This window comes from Photorhabdus aballayi (assembly GCF_026153155.1).
In the GTDB taxonomy this organism is placed as follows: Bacteria; Pseudomonadota; Gammaproteobacteria; order Enterobacterales; family Enterobacteriaceae; genus Photorhabdus; species Photorhabdus luminescens.
Genome location: NZ_JAPFCD010000052.1, coordinates 15841 through 35018, shown reverse-complemented (window position 1 = coordinate 35018; position 19178 = coordinate 15841). Strand labels below are relative to the sequence as shown.

Below are 19178 nucleotides of genomic sequence, written 5' to 3'. Positions count from 1 at the left end.
GTTATCTATGCTCCTGGGGATTCGTTCACTTGCCGCCTCGCTGCAACTCGAAATCTATTAGGTATATTTGTTTTATGCTATTTTTATCACGTTTATATTAAAAAAATATGTTAATTGTTTTTTACGCAATTAACTTTAGTGTTACTTTTATGGGCAGGGATTTTAAATTGCGTGGCCGGGATAGCCCATCACTTATAGGTTTTATTGACAGGTGTTTAATTAAATAAAAAGGTTTTTATATTTGAGATTTGAACTTATGGAGAAATATATGTCATTAAAGAGGAAGATTTCATATTTGGAAGAAGTTAATGGTTCAGCAAAGGCAAATGAGGTACTGACTTGGCTACAGGCTTATATTCCAGGTAAAGATCCTAATATTGTCGTTGGGCATGAGCCTAGTAAAGATGCGGCGAAAGAGTTAATCCGAAGTGATTATCGTTGGGGGCATCAGAGTAATGACAAATCTGAAACTTTCCAATTAACGTATAATTTCCTAGAGAGTGAACCAGATAATATGCCGTGGAGTGTTTACGGCTTTTCAGCATTTAATGAAGAGCAAAAAGCTGCGGCAAAACTGTCAATTCAATCTTGGACCGATGTCGCCAATATTAAATTCACCGAAACCTCTGATGCAAGTAAGGCGAATGTCACTTTTGGTTTCTTTAATCTTAGTTTAACAGGGGATTATGCGTTTGCTGAGATGCCGTATCCGCATTTGAAACAAGTGGGAACTTGGTATAATGCGGAAAGCCGTACTTTCTTAAAAAATGATATTGAATTGAATGGTTATGGCCGCCATACGTTTACTCATGAAATTGGTCATACATTGGGGTTGGATCATCCGGCTGATTATGATGCGTCTGATGATGTAATACCGACTTACAAGAATAAGGCGACCTATTTTGAAGATAGCGGCGCTTATACCGTTATGGGTTATTTCAGTGAAAAAAATACCGGACAGGACTTTAAAGGTATTGATTCATCTGCGCCATTACTTAACGATATTTCAGCCATTCAGGCAATATATGGCGCGAATAATACTACCCGTGCTGGTGACACGATATATGGCTTTAATTCCAACACCGATCGCGATTTCTTTACTGCAAAAGATGCAAAGAGCAAACTCGTGTTCACTGCCTGGGATGCGGGTGGTAATGATACCTTTGATTTCTCTGGTTTTACTCAGGATCAACGTATCAACTTGAATGAAGCTTCTTTCTCGGATGTTGGTGGTCTGAAAGGAAACATCTCTATTGCCCGTGGCGTCACGATTGAAAATGCGATTGGCGGCAGTGGTAATGACATTTTGATAGGGAATGATGCCAATAATACTCTAAAGGGTGGGGATGGTGATGACATCATTTACGGTGGATTGGGAGCTGATCATCTTTGGGGTGGGGAAGGCAAAGATACATTTGTCTACCTGAACGCCAGGGAATCACCTTTTCTTGAGCGTGATTGGATTCATGACTTTATTTCCGGCGAAGATAAGATTGATTTGTCATTGTTCGATCTAGGTGAAGCTGGGAAAGGTAGTATTAAGTTTGTCGAGGAATTCACTGGTACCGTTGGGGAAGCAGTGATCAGCTATGATAGCGTTAACAAGGTAAATGATTTCGTTATTAATATGGGGGGAGAATTATCCCAAGATGGTTTTGGGGTGAAGATCGTTGGAGAGCAGCTGACAGAGGCTGATTTCATCCTTTCATAACACAACAACACAGCCGCATCTGACTGGATGCGGTTATACCCGTTATCTTTCAAGTTGCTGCTTTGTTGGCTGCTTTCACTCACCCCAGTCACATAGTTATCTATGCTCCTGGGGATTCGTTCACTTGCCGCCGCGCTGCAACTCGAAATCTATTAGGTATATTCGTTTAGTCACTTTGAGTGTTTGGACGTGTAATTTTTCTGTATTCCGTATTCCGTATTCCGTACTCTGTCTTCCGCATTCTGTCTTCCGCCCATGTGGTTGGAGTTCCTAATCTACTATTTTTCTATTATATAATAAGTCAAATACATTTAAATAAGTAATTAATTGTGTGATTTTTTTATTTAAAAATAATCTCAAAATAATTTATTTTTAAATTAAAATTATTTGTTGATGATATTAAACATAATTAATGTATACATTGGTCGTATTATTTCATTATGACAAAACAATATATATGGAAGTTAGTTTTAGTTTGAAATTGTTTCATATCGGTGTTAAATGTAATTAACGTTTACATTAGTTGTATAATTTGATTATTATAAAATAATATGTAATCAGGCAGGTTGATAATTTTTACGTGTATAAATATACATTTATTAATATAACCAAATGATAAATCATGTTTTTTATGGTGAAATTTGTTTCCTGTTGGAATACGGGTAGGTTTATTTTGCAGAGAATTATCAACGTAAATTCGGTGTTAATTGGGGGTCGGGAGGTTTAATTTGTCTTTATAACTACTTAATTTTTTATGAAATAATTTACATATGATATTAATTCCAAATGGACAAAATACCGCAAGGATTTAGCACTCATGCCAGTAAATATATTCAATAAATCCATCTTCATTTAGTTATGGAATTCAGCGTCAGCCAATAAAAAATTGCACAAAATCAAAGGCGCTTATTAAAAAAATAGGAACAAAAATGGAATATCTTTTGCCGGTTCACTGTGTGAACCATTTATTCCGTTATCAGGAAAATAATTGTCGCAGAATTGTTAATTATGCGGTTGTCAACCGGGCTATTACAGCCAGCGTTCAAGAGAATGTGCTGTCTGAGGATCTTAATTGATACCTGGTGTGTGCCCGTTTTTATTTCTTTGCGGAAAGAAAGAAGGGCAAAACATTTGTGATGACTGTTGAGAATGACAGTTTTCAAATAACTAACAGATTCGTTGAGGTAGTAAGTAGATGAAAGATAGCATGGCTAAAAAGGAAATTATCTTTGACGCTGGATTAGTGCAAGTACCGTCAGAAGAGGTCGGTGATGACATATCTGTTCAGAAGCTTAATTTGTTGTCAGAGGCTGAATGCACACTGCTATTGGAAACCTGGAATGCCACTGAAACCGTTTATCCTGACCAGTTAGGTATCCATCAGTTGTTTGAACGACAAGTGGAGAAAACCCCGACAGCGACGGCGTTAATAGCAGGGGATAAGGCCCTGAGTTATGCGGAATTGAATGCTCGCGCTAACCGACTGACTCATCAACTGATTAAACAAGGGATTGGCCCGAATGACCATGTGGCAATCCTGTTAGAGCGATCTATCGAGTTGGTGGCAGCTCAATTGGCTATTCTCAAGGCGGGAGCGGTTTATGTTCCTATCGATCCCGGAGTACCGGACGAGAGAAAAAATTGGTTGATAAACGATTGTTTAGCCAAATTGTTGCTCACCGGCGCAGAAGCGGATATCCCGGCTGATCTAGATGTTCCGCTAATTCGTCTCTCTGATGAAACAGACGTGAACAAGGAGGAAGGCTTTAATCCTAGGTTACCTTGTTCCAGTACCGCGCCAGCGTACATCATGTACACCTCCGGCTCGACTGGTACCCCAAAAGGGGTGATCGTGCCTCACCGCGCGGTGGTGCGACTGGTTATTAATAATGGCTATGTTGAAATTGAACCCAATGACCGGGTTGCTTTCGCGGCTAACCCTGCGTTCGATGCCAGCACTTTTGAAGTGTGGGCCCCTTTGCTCAATGGGGGGGCGCTGGTGGTTATCGACCACACCACTTTGTTGACGCCACAGGAATTTGTACAGGCATTAGACAGTTATCAAATTAATATCTTATGGTTAAGCGTCGGCCTGTTTAACCGGCTAGCGGCAGAATTGTCTCCCGTCCTTCCACAGATGAAAAACCTGATTGTCGGCGGCGACATCCTTGATCCCCATGTGATTGCCCAAGTTTTACGCAATAACCCGCCTCAACAACTATTGAATGCCTATGGACCGACCGAGGGTACCACCTTTACCACCACATATCGGATTGATGCTTTGGCCGCAGGAGCAACCAACATCCCTATTGGCCGACCAATTGCTAACACGCGGGTTTACTTACTGGATGAGCAAGGCCAGCCGGCACCATTGGGCAGGGTGGGCGAGATTTATGTTGGAGGTGACGGGGTGGCCTGCGGTTATCTTAATCGCCCTGAATTGACTGCCGAACGCTTTGTGGTTGATCCATTTAGTAATGCGCCGGATGCGCGGATGTATCGGACCGGGGATTTGGCCCGTTATCTACCGGATGGCAATCTCGAATTCCTTGGCCGCAACGATCAGCAGGTGAAAATCCGCGGTTTTCGGATTGAACCGGGGGAAATTGAGGCCCGATTGGTAGAGTATGCGGCAGTAGGTGAAGCCGTGGTATTGGCGTTAGGCGAAGGGCAGGACAAGCAGTTAGTCGCTTATGTACTGGCGGAGCCAAATAACGAATTGCCTACCCACTTGCGTGAACATTTAAGTGCGCGATTGCCTGATTATATGGTGCCGGCGGCTTTTGTACGGTTGGATGAATTCCCGCTAACCCCTAATGGCAAATTGGATCGCCGGGCGTTGCCGGCACCGAGTGAAGAAGCCTTTGCCCGTCAGGTTTATGCCCCACCGCAAGGGGAGCGGGAAATTGCATTGGCTACTATCTGGCGTGAGTTACTGGGTATTGAGCAGATAAGTCGGCATGACAGCTTCTTTGCACTGGGCGGCCATTCGCTGCTCGGCGTGCGCATGATCGAACAGCTACGCCATTTAGGGCTGACATTGGCTGCCCGCGACCTATTTCAATCGCCAATACTGGCTGAGTTGGCCCAAACATTGGGGCAGAATCAGATTGTGACAGTGCCGCCGAATGTCATTACTCCGGCGACCACTGCGCTGACACCAGAGATGTTGTCGCTGATTGATTTGACCCAACCTGAGATTGATCGCATCGTCGAGCAGGTGCCGGGTGGAGTGGTCAATATTCAGGATATTTATGCGCTGTCACCGTTGCAGGACGGTATCTTATTTCACCATCTGCTGGCGAAAGAGGGTGACCCCTATTTGTTGGCTTACCCGATGATCTTTGCTGATCGTGGTTTGCTAGACCGCTATTTATTTGCGGTACAACAGGTGGTTGACCGCCATGATATTTTACGTACCGCTTTTATCTGGCAAGGATTATCCATTCCGGCGCAGGTGGTTTGGCGTCAGGCCCCGTTGTCAGTGACTGAACTGACGCTGAACCCGGCTGACGGGCCGGTCAGTGATCAACTGGCGCAACGTTTTGATCCGCGGCAATACCGTCTCGATCTCAGTCAGGCGCCGTTGTTACGCTTTGTGATAGCACAGGAAACGGATGGTCGTTGGTATGTACTGCAATTACAGCATCACTTAATTGGCGACCATACCACGCTGGAAGTCATGAACCGCGAAGTTCGGGCCTATCTTGACGGACAGGACGATAACCTACCGGCGCCGGTGCCTTTCCGCAATCTGGTGGCTCAAGCTCGGCAAGGGGTTGACCAGACAGAACATCACCGATTCTTTACTGACATGTTGGCAGAAGTGGATGAACCGACGTTACCGTTTGGGCTGACTGAGGTTCATCGTGATGGTTCTCAGGTCATACAAGCGCACCGGATGCTATCTCCCACGCTGAATGACCGCCTGCGTGCGCAGGCGAGACGTCTGGGCGTCAGTCTGGCAACCCTGTGTCATCTGGCTTGGGCGCAGGTGTTATCACGGACCAGTGGACAAGAGAAAGTGGTGTTCGGTACTGTGCTGTTTGGACGTATGGCGGCGGGGGAAGGGGCTGATAGCGGCATGGGGCTGTTTATCAATACCTTACCGTTACGGCTGGATATCGATGATACCCCGGTACAGGATTGCGTCAGGGTAGCGCATACCCGATTAGCCGGATTATTGGATTATGAACATGCTTCACTGGCGCTGGCTCAGCGTTGCAGCGGGGTACAGGGCGGCACGCCGCTTTTTAGCTCCCTGCTGAACTACCGGCATAATGAGCAACCGATGATTCCGCATGAGGCGATGCCGGGTATCGAATTTCTGGGCGAACAGGAACGGACCAACTACCCGTTTGTTTTATCGGTGGAGGATGGCGGCGCCACATTGGGGCTGACTGCTCAGGTAGTACAACCGTTTGATTCAGAACGGGTATGCGGTTATATGCAACAGGCGCTGGAAAGTCTGGCGGATGTCCTTGAACTAGCGCCGGAAACGCCGATACGGGCGCTAAACGTTTTGCCGGAATCGGAACGCACATTATTACTAGAAACTTGGAACGCGACTGAAACACCCTATCCTGAACAACGGTGTATCCATCAATTGATTGAACAACAGGTGGAGAAAGACCCAGATGCCACGGCGCTGATGTATGAAAATCAGACGCTTAGCTATGGACAATTGAATGCCAGCGCTAACCGGCTCGCTCATCAGCTAATTACCTTGGGTGTCGTGCCAGATCAACGGGTGGCGATTTGCATGGCAAGTTCACCGGCGCGGGTGATCGCGGTGTTAGCTGTGCTGAAAGCGGGTGGGGCCTATGTGCCGTTAGATCCAGCTTATCCGGGAGAACGACTGTCGCATATCCTGACCGATGCAGCCTCGGCTGGGGGGGTGAAGACAATAGTGCTGGTGGATAGTACCGGACAGGCCGCATTGGGTGAACAAGCACTTGCGGGATTGACGGTACTGGACCCGAATATCTTACCCGACCAGCCAGACAGCAACCCGCAGGTTCCTGCATTGACCTCCCGCCATCTGGCCTACGTGATTTACACTTCTGGATCGACCGGGACGCCCAAAGGGGTGATGATTGAGCATCGTGGGTTGGTCAATCTTATCCGGGATAAAATCACCCGATTCGACATTCGTCCTGCTAGCCGGATGTTACAGTTTGCTTCATTTGGCTTTGATGCTGGCGTCTGGGAAATCATGATGGCATTAGGCAGTGGAGCCTGTTTGATTATTCCGGCCGAGACTGTTCGTCAAGACCCGCGACGCCTCTGGCATTATCTGGAAGAACAATCGGTGACGCATGCCTGCTTGACCCCTGCTTTGCTGCGAGAAGGGGCCGATTTGCCAACGATAACAATAAAACCGACATTGATATTGGGTGGTGAAGCACCTGGCCCTGTGCTACTACGGGCGCTAAGTCATCAAGCAACGCTATTTAATGCCTATGGCCCGACAGAAATTACCGTCTGTGCCACCAGTTGGCGTTGTCCGCCAAATTATACCGAGGTATTCGTTCCCATTGGACGCCCGACGGCAAATACACGTCTTTACCTACTGGATAGCCACGGCCAGCCAGTCCCATTGGGCGCAGTGGGGGAATTGTATATTGGCGGTGCCGGTGTCGCCCGTGGTTATCTCAATCGTCCTGATCTGACCGAAGAACGTTTCCTGATTGATCCGTTTAGTGATGCTGCCGATGCCCGGATGTACCGAACCGGAGATTTAGTGCGCTACTTGCCGGACGGCAATCTGGTGTTTGTTGGCCGTAACGATCAGCAGATTAAAATCCGCGGTTTCCGCATTGAACCGGGGGAAATTGAAGCTCGATTGGCAGAACATCCTATGGTACGCGAAGCGCGGATAGCGGCCTTGGGGAATGGGCAGGATAAGCGTTTAATTGCCTATGTTGTAGCCGAGGAGGATAGCGGACTGGCGGCCAGTTTGCACACCCATTTGAGCGCTATGCTGCCTGATTATATGGTGCCGGCGGCCTTTGTGTGTTTGGCGGCCTTCCCGCTGACGCCAAACGGTAAATTGGATCATCAGGCATTACCGGCGCCGGGGGAGGAAGCCTTTGCTCGCCAAATTTACGTCGCGCCACAGGGGGAAATGGAAATCGCAGTGGCGGCTATCTGGCGTGAATTACTGGGGGTTGAGCAGATCGGCCGACACGATAATTTCTTTGCCTTGGGCGGACATTCTCTGTTGGCGGTACGGATGATGAACCGGATAGCGGTTTTTGGTGTTGACCTGCCGTTGGCCGCATTGTTTATGTCTCCGTCACTGGCTGCGTTTACCGAGAAGATCGGCGAACAACGTCATGCTGGCAGTGATGAATTACCTGAAATTAGACCGATATCCCGTGATAGTCTCTTGCCCTTATCGTTTGGTCAACAGCGTCTGTGGTTTCTGGCGCAATTTGAGGGGGTTAGTGATACCTATCATATTCCAACAGCCCTGCGTTTACGTGGCTGGCTTGACCTTTCTGCTTGGCAGCAGGCTCTGAATCGCTTGTTTGCTCGTCATGAGGCGCTACGTTCGGTCTTTATCACCGTAGATGGTCAGCCTCAGGTTGAATTGTTACCGGCGGAATTTGGTCTACCGGTAAAAAAATACGATTTGCGTAAAGCCTCTAACGTGGATGAACAATTTAAGCGCTTGTGTGTACAGGAAGCCAAAACGCCGTTTGATCTTGCTCGTGGCCCCCTAATTCGTTGCGCACTGATCCAACTGGCCGATGAAGAGCATATATTCTTACTGACTCAGCATCATATTATTTCCGATGCTTGGTCTTTAAAGATACTTGAATCAGAACTGGTTGCACTTTACGCAGATTGTCTAAATCAACAGCCAGATCCGTTGCTGCCATTGACCATTCAATATCCTGATTATGCTGCCTGGCAGCGGCAGGTATTTTCAGGTGAAGGAGTACAGGCACAGAGTGATTACTGGCGTCGGACGCTGGCAGATGCGCCGGTATTGCTTGAGTTGCCGATAGACAGACCTCGACCTTCCCAACAATCATTTACCGGCGGCCGGGTAGCGGTGCACATTGATGCCCCGTTGGTACAGGCCCTAAAACATTTGGGGCAACAGCACGGTACCACTCTGTTTATGACACTGTTGAGCGCTTGGGCTGCGCTGTTGTCGCGCTTATCCGGGCAGGATGATGTGGTGATTGGTATACCGAGCGCCAACCGCAATCGACGGGAAATTGAGCCACTGCTCGGTTTCTTTGTTAACACATTGGCGTTGCGTATCGATTTGTCCGGTATGCCGGATGTGGTCACGTTGCTGAGGCGTGTACGGCAGACGACACTGGGAGCGCAGGAGCATCAGGACTTGCCTTTTGAGCAAGTGGTGGAAATTGTTCAACCGCCGCGCAGACCGGAACATACGCCAATATTTCAGGTGATGTTTGCTTGGCAGGAGAATGAAACAGAGGAATGGCAATTACCGGAATTGGCGGTAACACCATTCGAGCTGGAATACGATATAGCGAAATTCGATCTGCAACTGGAATTAACGGAGAAAGCGGGCGAAATTGTTGGAGAGCTGAACTACTCTTCTGCCCTGTTCGACCATGAAACCATTGAAAGACAGGCGGGTTACTTGCAGGCCATATTGCGGGCAATGGTGAACCAGCCTCAACAACCTGTCACGGCTATCGACATTTTGTCATCCGCTGAACGGGAGTTATTGCTGGAGAATTTGAATGCGACCGAAGAACCGTATCCTACTCAGGTATGTGTTCATCAATTGTTTGAACAACAGACAGAGAAGACCCCGGATGCCATCGCGGTAATCTATGAAAACCAGACGCTCAGCTATGCAGAATTGAATGCCCGTGCCAACCAGTTAGCTCACCAGCTTATCGCCTTGGGCGTAGAGCCAGATCAGCGGGTAGCGATTTGTGTGACCCGCTCACTGGCGAGAATAATTGGGTTATTGGCGGTGCTAAAAGCGGGCGGGGCCTATGTGCCGTTAGATCCAGCCTATCCCGGTGAACGTCTGGCTTATATGCTCACTGATGCGACACCGGTTATTTTGATGGCGGACAATGTTGGGCGGGCCGCACTGAGTGAAGACATTCTGGCGACGCTGACGGTGCTCGATCCGAATACCTTGCTGGAGCAGCCGGATAATAACCCGCAAGTTTTTGGACTGACCTCACAGCATCTGGCCTATGTGATTTACACTTCCGGCTCAACCGGTAGACCAAAAGGCGTGATGATTGAACATCGTAGTGTGGTTAATTTGACGCTGACACAAATTACCCAGTTTGATTTTTGCGCCACCAGCCGAATGTTGCAGTTTGCCTCATTTGGGTTTGATGCCAGTGTCTGGGAAATCATGATAGCGCTGAGTTGTGGGGCTATGCTGGTTATTCCTACAGAGACAGTGCGACAAGATCCGCAGCGCCTCTGGCATTATCTGGAAGAACAGGCGGTGACCCATGCCTGTTTGACACCGGCAATGTTTCACGATGGCGCCGATTTACCGGCGATAGCGATAAAACCAACCTTAATATTTGCAGGAGAAGCGCCGAGTACCGCGCTATTTCAGGTACTGTGCGACCGGGCCGATGTGTTTAACGCTTATGGGCCGACGGAAACCACCGTGTGTGCGACCACTTGGGATTGCCCGCCAGATTATACTGGGGGATTAATCCCCATCGGCAGCCCAACCGCCAACAAACGTCTCTATCTGCTGGATGAACATCGTCAGCCAGTCCCATTGGGCGCAGTGGGAGAATTGTATATTGGTGGCGTTGGGGTAGCGCGTGGTTATCTTAATCGCCCTGAATTAACGGCTGAACGTTTCCTGAATGATCCGTTTAGTTATGAAGCAGATGCCCGAATGTATCGTACCGGGGATTTGGCTCGCTACTTGCCGGACGGCAATCTGGTCTTCGTTGGCCGTAATGACCAACAGGTTAAAAGCCGTGGTTTCCGCATTGAGCCGGGAGAAATTGAAGCACGACTGCTTGAACGCCCAGAGGTAAGTGAAGCGCTGGTATTGGCGTTAGGGGATGGGCAGGATAAACGTCTGGTGGCTTATGTGGCGGCGCCAGCGGATGACGGACTGGCGACCAGATTGCGTGAGCACCTGAGTGATATTTTGCCTGATTATATGGTACCGGCGGCGTTTGTGCGTTTGGATGTTTTTCCGCTGACTCCTAACGGTAAACTGGATCGTCGGTCGCTGCCAGCGCCGGGGGAGGATGCCTTTGCTCGTCAGGCTTATCAGGCGCCACAAGGGGAAATTGAGATAGCATTAGCCGCTATCTGGCGCGAATTATTGAATGTTGAGCAGATTGGCCGACATGACAGTTTCTTTGCCTTGGGCGGTCATTCGCTGTTGGCTGTCAGGATGATTGAACGTTTACGACGTATTGGTTTGGGCCTATCGGTGCAAACGCTATTCCAGCATCCGACATTAAGCGTATTGGCTCAATCTTTGGCGCAGCATCGTGAAATTAGCGTGCCTGATAACAGTATTACAACGGATACGACTGTGCTGACGCCAGCAATGTTGCCGCTGATAGATCTGACTCAAGCTGAAATTGATCGCATTGTTGAGCAAGTACCGGGTGGAATTGCCAATATTCAGGATATCTATGCACTGTCACCGTTACAGGATGGCATTTTATTCCACCATTTATTGGCAAATGAAGGTGATCCCTATCTACTGATCACTCAACAGGCTTTTGCCGATCGTCCGTTACTAGACCGCTATCTGGCAGCAGTTCAACAGGTGGTTGACCGCCATGATATCTTACGTACTGCCTTTATCTGGGAGGGATTGTATGCGCCGGCTCAGGTGGTTTGCCGTCAGGCGCCGTTGTCAGTAACGGAATTGACGCTTAATCCGGCTGATGGGCCGGTCAGCGACCAACTGGCTCAACGTTTTGACCCGCGGCGGCATCGTATTGACCTGAATCAGGCGCCGTTATTGCGTTTTGTGGTGGCACAGGAGAGGGATGGCCGTTGGATTGTGTTGCAATTGTTGCATCACCTCATTGGCGACCATACCACGTTGGAGGTGATGAACAGCGAAGTGCAGGCCTTTCTCACTGGGCGAATAGATAGCCTGCCTGCGCCGGTCCCATTCCGTCATTTAGTGGCACAGGCTCGGCAAGGAATCAGTCAGGCAGAACATACTCGCTTCTTTACCGATATGCTGGCTGAGGTGGATGAACCAACGTTGCCATTTGGGTTGGCGGAAGCACATCATGATGGTTCACAGGTGGCGGAATCTCACCGGATGCTGACCGCAGAACTGAATGATCGCTTACGTGGTCAGGCGCGGCGGTTGGGCGTCAGTGTGGCGGCGTTGTGTCATCTGGCTTGGGCGCAGGTGCTATCGCGTACCAGCGGGCAAAAGCAAGTGGTGTTCGGTACGGTGCTGTTTGGCCGTATGCAGGCGGGGGAAGGATCTGATAGTGGCATGGGACTATTTATTAACACCTTGCCGCTGCGGTTGGATATCGATGATACCCCGGTGCGGGACAGTGTACGCACAGCACATAGCCGACTGGCAGGATTGTTGGAACATGAACACGCTTCACTGGCGCTGGCGCAACGTTGTAGTGGCGTAGCCAGTGGAACGCCGCTTTTTAATGCGTTGTTGAACTATCGACATAATACCCAACCGGTCACACCAGATGAAATCGTGAGCGGTGTTGAATTCCTTGGCGCACAGGAGCGGACCAACTATCCGTTTGTGTTGTCGGTAGAGGATGGGGGTTCTGATTTAGGGTTGACAGCTCAAGTGGCGCAACCATTCTATCCAGAACGGATATGCGGCTATATGCAACAGGCGTTGGAAAGTTTGGTGGATGCCCTTGAACGGACGCCTGACATGCCGGTACAGCAGTTAGAAATTCTGCCGGCAACCGAACGCACATTGTTGTTAAAAACCTGGAATGCTACTGAAACCGCGTACCCTGAGCAGTTGTGCATTCATCAACTGTTTGAACAGCAGGTGGAGAAAGCCCCGGATGCCACGGCGCTGGTGTGTGAAGAGCGATCCCTCAGTTATGCCGAGTTGAATGCTGATGCTAACCGATTGGCGTACCAACTTATTGCACTGGGCGTAGCGCCGGATCAGCGGGTGGCGATTTGCGTAGCAAGTTCACCGGCGCGGATAGTGGCGCTGTTGGCGGTGTTAAAAGCGGGAGGCGCCTACGTGCCGTTGGACCCGGCCTATCCGGGTGAGCGTCTGATTCATATTTTGACTGATGCTGAACCGATTATTTTATTGGCAGATAGCGTTGGACGTTCAGCCTTAGGTGAACAAATGCTGGTGGGGCAGACAGTGATTGATCCAAATTCATTGCCGGATCAACCGGATAACAACCCACAACTGTCTACATTAACCTCCCGTCATCTGGCTTATGTGATTTACACCTCTGGTTCAACTGGCACGCCAAAAGGGGTGATGGTGGAACATCGTGGGTTGGTTAACCTTATTCAGGATAAAATCGACCGATTCGATATTTGTCCCGCTAGCCGGATGTTGCAGTTTGCTTCATTTGGCTTTGATGCGGGTGTCTGGGAAATGATGATGGCGCTATGCGGTGGCGCCGCTCTGGTTATTCCTGATGAGGCTGTTCGTCAAGACCCACACCGTCTTTGGCATTATCTGCAAGAACAGTCAGTGACGCATGCCTGTTTGACCCCGGCTTTGCTGCGCGACGGGGCTGATTTGCCGGCGATAACGATAAAACCCACATTAATACTGGGCGGTGAAGCGCCCAGTGCGGCATTGCTTAAAGCGTTGCACAACAAGGCCACAGTATTCAATGCTTATGGCCCGACAGAAATCACCGTTTGTGCGACCAGTTGGCGTTGTCCACCAGACTATGCCGATGTGTTAATTCCCATCGGACGTCCAACGGCTAACACCTGTCTCTATCTGTTGAATGCCCTCGGTCAACCCGTGCCGCTAGGAGCAGTGGGCGAACTCTATATTGGCGGCGTCGGTGTAGCGCGTGGTTATCTCAATCGCTCTGAGCTGACTGACGAACGTTTCCTAACTGACATGTTTAGTGAAATTGCGGGTGCTCGAATGTACCGAACCGGGGACTTGGTTCGCTATCTGCCGGATGGCAATCTGGTGTTTGTTGGCCGTAACGACCAGCAGATTAAAATCCGTGGTTTCCGCATTGAGCCGGGAGAAATCGAAGTCCGGCTGACAGAATACCCCGGAGTGCGTGAAGCATTGGTATTAGCTTTAGGTGACGGGCAGGATAAACGGCTGGTGGCTTATGTGGCGGCGGCAGAGGATGACGGGTTGGTTAACAGCCTGCGTGAACACCTGAGTGGATTGTTGCCTGACTACATGGTGCCGGCGGCCTTTGTGCGACTGGATACGTTCCCGCTAACGCCTAACGGCAAGCTGGATCGTCGGGCGTTACCTGCGCCGGGGGAGGAAGCCTTTGCCCGTCAGATTTACGCTGCGCCGCAGGGAGAAACCGAAACCGTACTGGCTGATATCTGGCGTGAATTATTGGGTATTGAGCAGATCAGCCGGTATGACAGCTTCTTTGCTTTGGGGGGTCATTCATTACTCGCGGTACGTATGGTTGAACGTCTGCGTAACTTGGGGTTAACGCTGGCGGTACGTGATCTATTCCAGTCCCCGGTATTGTCTGAGCTGGCGCAAACATTGAGGCTAAATCAGGCGGAAAGCGTGCCAGCTAACAGAATTACACCGGCTGCCACCGTGTTAACGCCAGAAATGTTACCGCTGATTGATCTCACTCAGTCTGAAATTGATCACATCATCGAACAGATACCGGGCGGGATAGCCAATATTCAGGATATCTATGCGTTGTCGCCGTTACAGGATGGGATCTTGTTCCACCATTTATTGGCAGACGAAGGCGATCCTTATCTGCTAGCCGGTCAAATGGCTTTTGCTGATCGGAAGCTGTTAGATCGTTATCTGGCGGCGGTTCAACAGGTGATTAATCGTCATGACATCTTGAGGACTGCCTTTATCTGGCAAGGATTATCTGTGCCGGCACAGGTTGTCTGCCGTCAGGTGTGGTTGTCGGTGACGGAATTGACATTAGATCCGGTTGATGGACCGATCAGCGACCAATTAGCGCGACGTTTTAACCCACGCCAATATCGCCTTGATTTGGGACAGGCGCCGCTGTTGCGCTTTGTGGTGGCACAGGAGAGTGATGGCCGCTGGATTGTGTTGCAACTAATGCATCATTTGATTGGCGACCATACCGCATTGGATGTGATGAGCCACGAAGTTCAGGCATACCTTGACGGGCAGGAAAGTAGTTTGCCCGCCCCGGCGCCATTCCGCAATCTGGTGGCGCAGTCCCGGTTAGGGATGAGTCAGGCAGAACATACCCGTTTCTTTACTGAAATGTTGGCTGAGGTGACTGAACCAACATTACCGTTTGGGTTGGCGGAAGTTCGCCATGATGGTTCGCAGATGATCGAATCGCACCGGATGTTGACCCCTGAGTTAAATGACAGTTTACGAGGTCAGGCGCGGCGATTGGGCGTCAGTCTGGCGGCGCTGTGCCATTTGGCTTGGGCACAGGTGTTGTCGCGTACCAGCGGACAGCAGCAGGTGGTTTTTGGCACCGTCTTGTTTGGACGCATGGCGGCGGGTGAGGGGGCTGAAAATGGCATGGGGCTGTTTATCAATACTTTACCGCTATGTTTGGATATGGATGATGCCTCGGTACGAGACAGCGTACAGGTAGCACACAACCGGCTGGCGGGATTATTGGAACACGAATATGCTTCGTTGGCGTTGGCTCAACGTTGTAGCGGGGTGCAGGGAGGAACGCCGCTGTTTAGCACCTTGCTGAACTATCGACACAATGCATCGTCGGCGACGTCGAATGAAATCATGAGCGGTGTTGAATTCCTCGGTGCTCAGGAGCGGACTAACTATCCGTTTACGCTATCGGTGGAGGATTTTGGTAATGCGCTGGGACTGACAGCGCAAATCGTCCAGCCGTTTGATGCCGAGCGGGTGTGTGGTTATATGCAACAGGCGCTGGAAAGTCTGGTGGCAGCGCTAGAGCACGCCCCGGAAACCCCGGTTCGACAGTTGGAAGTTTTACCGGCAGTAGAAAGGAAACTGCTACTGAAAATCGGCAATGGCCCGCAAACAGCCTATTCCGACCAATTGTGCATTCACCACCTGTTTGAACAGCAAGTGGCGAAAAATCCTGAGGCGACGGCACTGGTATATGAAGAGCAGACTCTCAGCTATGCAGAATTGAACGCGTATGCTAACCGACTGGCTCATCAGTTAATTGAACTTGGGGTGGAGCCTGATCAACGGGTGGCGATTTGTGTAGCACGTTCACCGTCGAGAGTGGCGGCGCTGCTGGCGGTACTGAAAGCGGGCGGCGCTTATGTTCCTTTAGATCCATCCTACCCGGGTGATCGGCTGGCTTATATGCTTACGGATGCGGCGCCGTCAGTGGTACTGGCGGATAATGTGGGCCGTATCGCGCTAGGCGAACAGGCGCTTGCTGCGTTAACGGTGCTTGATCCAACGATCTTGCCTGATCAGCCGAATAACAACCCGCACATCCCGGCGCTGACTTCACGGCATCTGGCATATGTGATTTACACCTCTGGTTCCACCGGCACGCCGAAAGGGGTAATGGTGGAGCACCGCGGCTTGGTCAATCTGATTGAGGAGAAAATCACCCAATTTGACATTCGCACGGATAGCCGACTGTTGCAATTTGCCTCATTTGGTTTCGATGCCAGTGTCTGGGAAATCATGATGGCGCTGTGTGCGGGAGCGACACTGGACATTCCGGTTGATACCGTTCGTCAGGACCCGCTGCGTCTTTGGCATTATCTGGAAGAACGGCGGGTAACACACGCCTGTTTAACCCCGGCTCTGCTACGGGATGGGGCCGATTTACCGGCGATAACGATAAAGCCCACGTTAATACTGGGCGGAGAAGCGCCTAGTGCAGCGCTGTTGCAGACACTACGTGGCCGGGCAACGCTGCTTAATGCTTATGGCCCGACAGAAATCACCGTCTGTGCAACCTGTTGGCGTTGTCCGCCAGACTATACGGATGTACAGATCCCTATCGGGCGCCCGACGGCGAATACGCGTATTTATCTCTTGGATAATCACGGCCAGTCAGTGCCGTTTGGGGCGGTGGGGGAATTGTACATTGGTGGTGCGGGTATCGCGCGTGGCTATCTCAACCGCCCTGATTTGACGGCTGAGCGTTTCCTGATAGATCCGTTTAGTGATCAACCGGATGCTCGCATGTACCGCACTGGGGATCTAGCCCGCTACCTGCCAGATGGCAATCTGGTGTTTGTAGGGCGTAACGATCAGCAGATTAAAATCCGTGGTTTCCGCATTGAACCGGGTGAAATCGAAGCGTGGTTGACGGAGTACCCTAATGTGCGTGAAGCGATTGTATTGGCACTGGGTGATGGTCAGGATAAACGTCTGGTGGCTTATGTGGCGGCGCCAGCGGATAACGGATTGGCAAGCCAATTACATCGTCATCTGAGAGCTTTGTTGCCTGACTATATGGTGCCGTCAGCCTTTGTGCGTCTGGACGTCTTTCCGTTGACTCCGAACGGCAAACTGGATCACCGGGCATTGCCAGCGCCTGATCAGAATGCTTTTGCTCGTCAGATCTATGAGGCGCCGCAAGGAGAAACGGAGACCACCTTGGCGGCTATCTGGCGTGAATTACTGGGGGTTGAACGGATTGGTCGGCATGACAACTTCTTTACCTTGGGTGGACACTCGCTGCTCGCCATGCGGATGATCAATCTGGCCGCAGAACGGGGATTAATTTGCTCGTTGAATAATCTGTTCCAATTCCCGGCGCTAGCGGAACTGGCGGCAGAGATCACCTCAGATCCGTTGTCTCAGTGGCAAAGCAGCGCCATACCGGTACGACCGGATGGTACCGAGCCGCCGCTTTTCTTCGTACCAAGCGGCATGGATGATTACTCATACGTTTTCGGGCTGGCTCAACATATTCAGGCGGATTACCCGATTTATGCGCTTCCTTGGCCTGCTATCAATGAAGAACAGGTGTCAACCATTGAAGCTCTGGCGACCAGAATGATCACCTTTATGAAGGCGGTGCGACCAGAAGGCCCGTATCGAATATACGGCTACTCTTCTGGCGGAATACTGGCTTATGCCATTGCTCAGCAACTGTTGCATGCCGGAGAGATAGTTAACTTCTTGGGGTTAATTGATACACCGGCTCCTCACTGTTTCAAGACACGAGTCGAGCAACCTAAACTTCAGTTCCTTGCTGAATTGGCAAGGCAATCAGTGGATGAGCATCCTCAAGAGATTGCCGCATTGCATCAGAAAATGGACGAACTGAATTTAGTGCAATTTATTGCAGCAGCGCAGGAGCTGGAATTATACCCATCAAATCTGCGTCCTGACTTAATTGCCAAACGTTGGGTACAGATGGGAAATTATGTCCAAATGGTCAAGGATTATCAGCCGAAAGCTCTGGCGATAACACTGCATCAGTTTTATGCAATGGAATCTTATCCGCAGATCCCGTTTGTTACGGATGTTGCGCTACAGTCGGTAACAATGGAGCCGTCGTTAGGCTGGGAGCAGATAATTCCTGACTCTGCGCTACAGTTAACCTCGGTTCCGGGGGATCATTTTAGCCTGATGGAAGATAGTGAAAATAAAACTGTTTTGGCTAGAACCTTAAGCATGGCATTGGCAATGAATTGTGAGGCGGAGGCGTTGTAATGCCAGTGATATTGTGGGATTAAAAGTTGTAATTAATAGTTAACTTGTCCGGTTAAAGGTCCTTATAATCGCCGGACAATCTTACTGAATATAGGCACCGAATGTTAATCACTTCGGTGCCTTATTTTTTTATCAAGTTCTACACCTGACGCTAGCGGAGAAATCCTATTTTTCAGCATTGCCTAGGCTGGTAAACAATGCTTACACCTTAAAATATATCTTCATCACTCGTGCCGCTTTAATATCGAATATAATAAGAATTATTTGCTATCATTTGCATATTTATAATCTTATAGGGTTTGAAATAATGGTGAGCATGTTTCTGTCCTATGAAGCGGAAGATGTTCTGTGAAAATGAGAGTAATGACAGTTCTTATTAATCCATCTTGTTAGGCTATTATCGCTGTGTAATTGGATTTATTCTCATTCGCATTAACTTAAGCTGATAATCATGCCTTTTTTACCTGTTTCACTAAATATTTTACCTGTTTTTCCGTGGGGGAGAAATTGTCTTAGTTATTGATTTTTTTGTTTAATTAATTGAAAATAAAAGATAATTTTATGTTTTTGTCATTAATTTCCCCTATTTAAATAATATGGATGACCAGAAGGTTAATATTATTAAAATAAGTTCAATTTTTATGAAAATAAATTCAATTTCGTTTAGATTTCGTTGATATA

At 49.3% G+C, this 19178-nt stretch carries 3 protein-coding genes; all 3 read left to right on the top strand.

The features are described 5' to 3' along the window. Nucleotides 1-268 precede the first annotated feature (268 nt). The 3 genes from prtA to OO184_RS19825 all read left to right on the top strand — a co-directional run bounded on the left by prtA (nt 269) and on the right by OO184_RS19825 (nt 18497). Nucleotides 269-1711: a serralysin gene (gene prtA / locus OO184_RS19835; RefSeq protein ID WP_283256356.1), complete on the top strand. Its 1443-nt coding sequence runs from the start codon at nt 269-271 to the stop codon at nt 1709-1711. A gap of 929 nt (nt 1712-2640) precedes the next feature. After that, nucleotides 2641-2787 carry a hypothetical protein gene (locus tag OO184_RS19830; RefSeq protein WP_265380673.1) on the top strand — a complete coding sequence of 49 codons (147 nt, stop codon included), beginning with the start codon at nt 2641-2643 and terminating at the stop codon, nt 2785-2787. A 119-nt stretch (nt 2788-2906) separates the two neighbouring features. Next, entirely contained in the window at nt 2907-18497 is a 15591-nt protein-coding gene (locus tag OO184_RS19825) for a non-ribosomal peptide synthetase (RefSeq protein ID WP_265380672.1), read from the top strand. Nucleotides 18498-19178: the final 681 nt, after the last annotated feature.

Coding starts and splice junctions, on each gene's coding strand:
- OO184_RS19825 (WP_265380672.1), top strand. CDS start 2,907: ATGAAAGATAGCATGGCTAAAAAGGAAATTATCTTTGACGCTGGATTA.
- OO184_RS19830 (WP_265380673.1), top strand. CDS start 2,641: ATGGAATATCTTTTGCCGGTTCACTGTGTGAACCATTTATTCCGTTAT.
- prtA (WP_283256356.1), top strand. CDS start 269: ATGTCATTAAAGAGGAAGATTTCATATTTGGAAGAAGTTAATGGTTCA.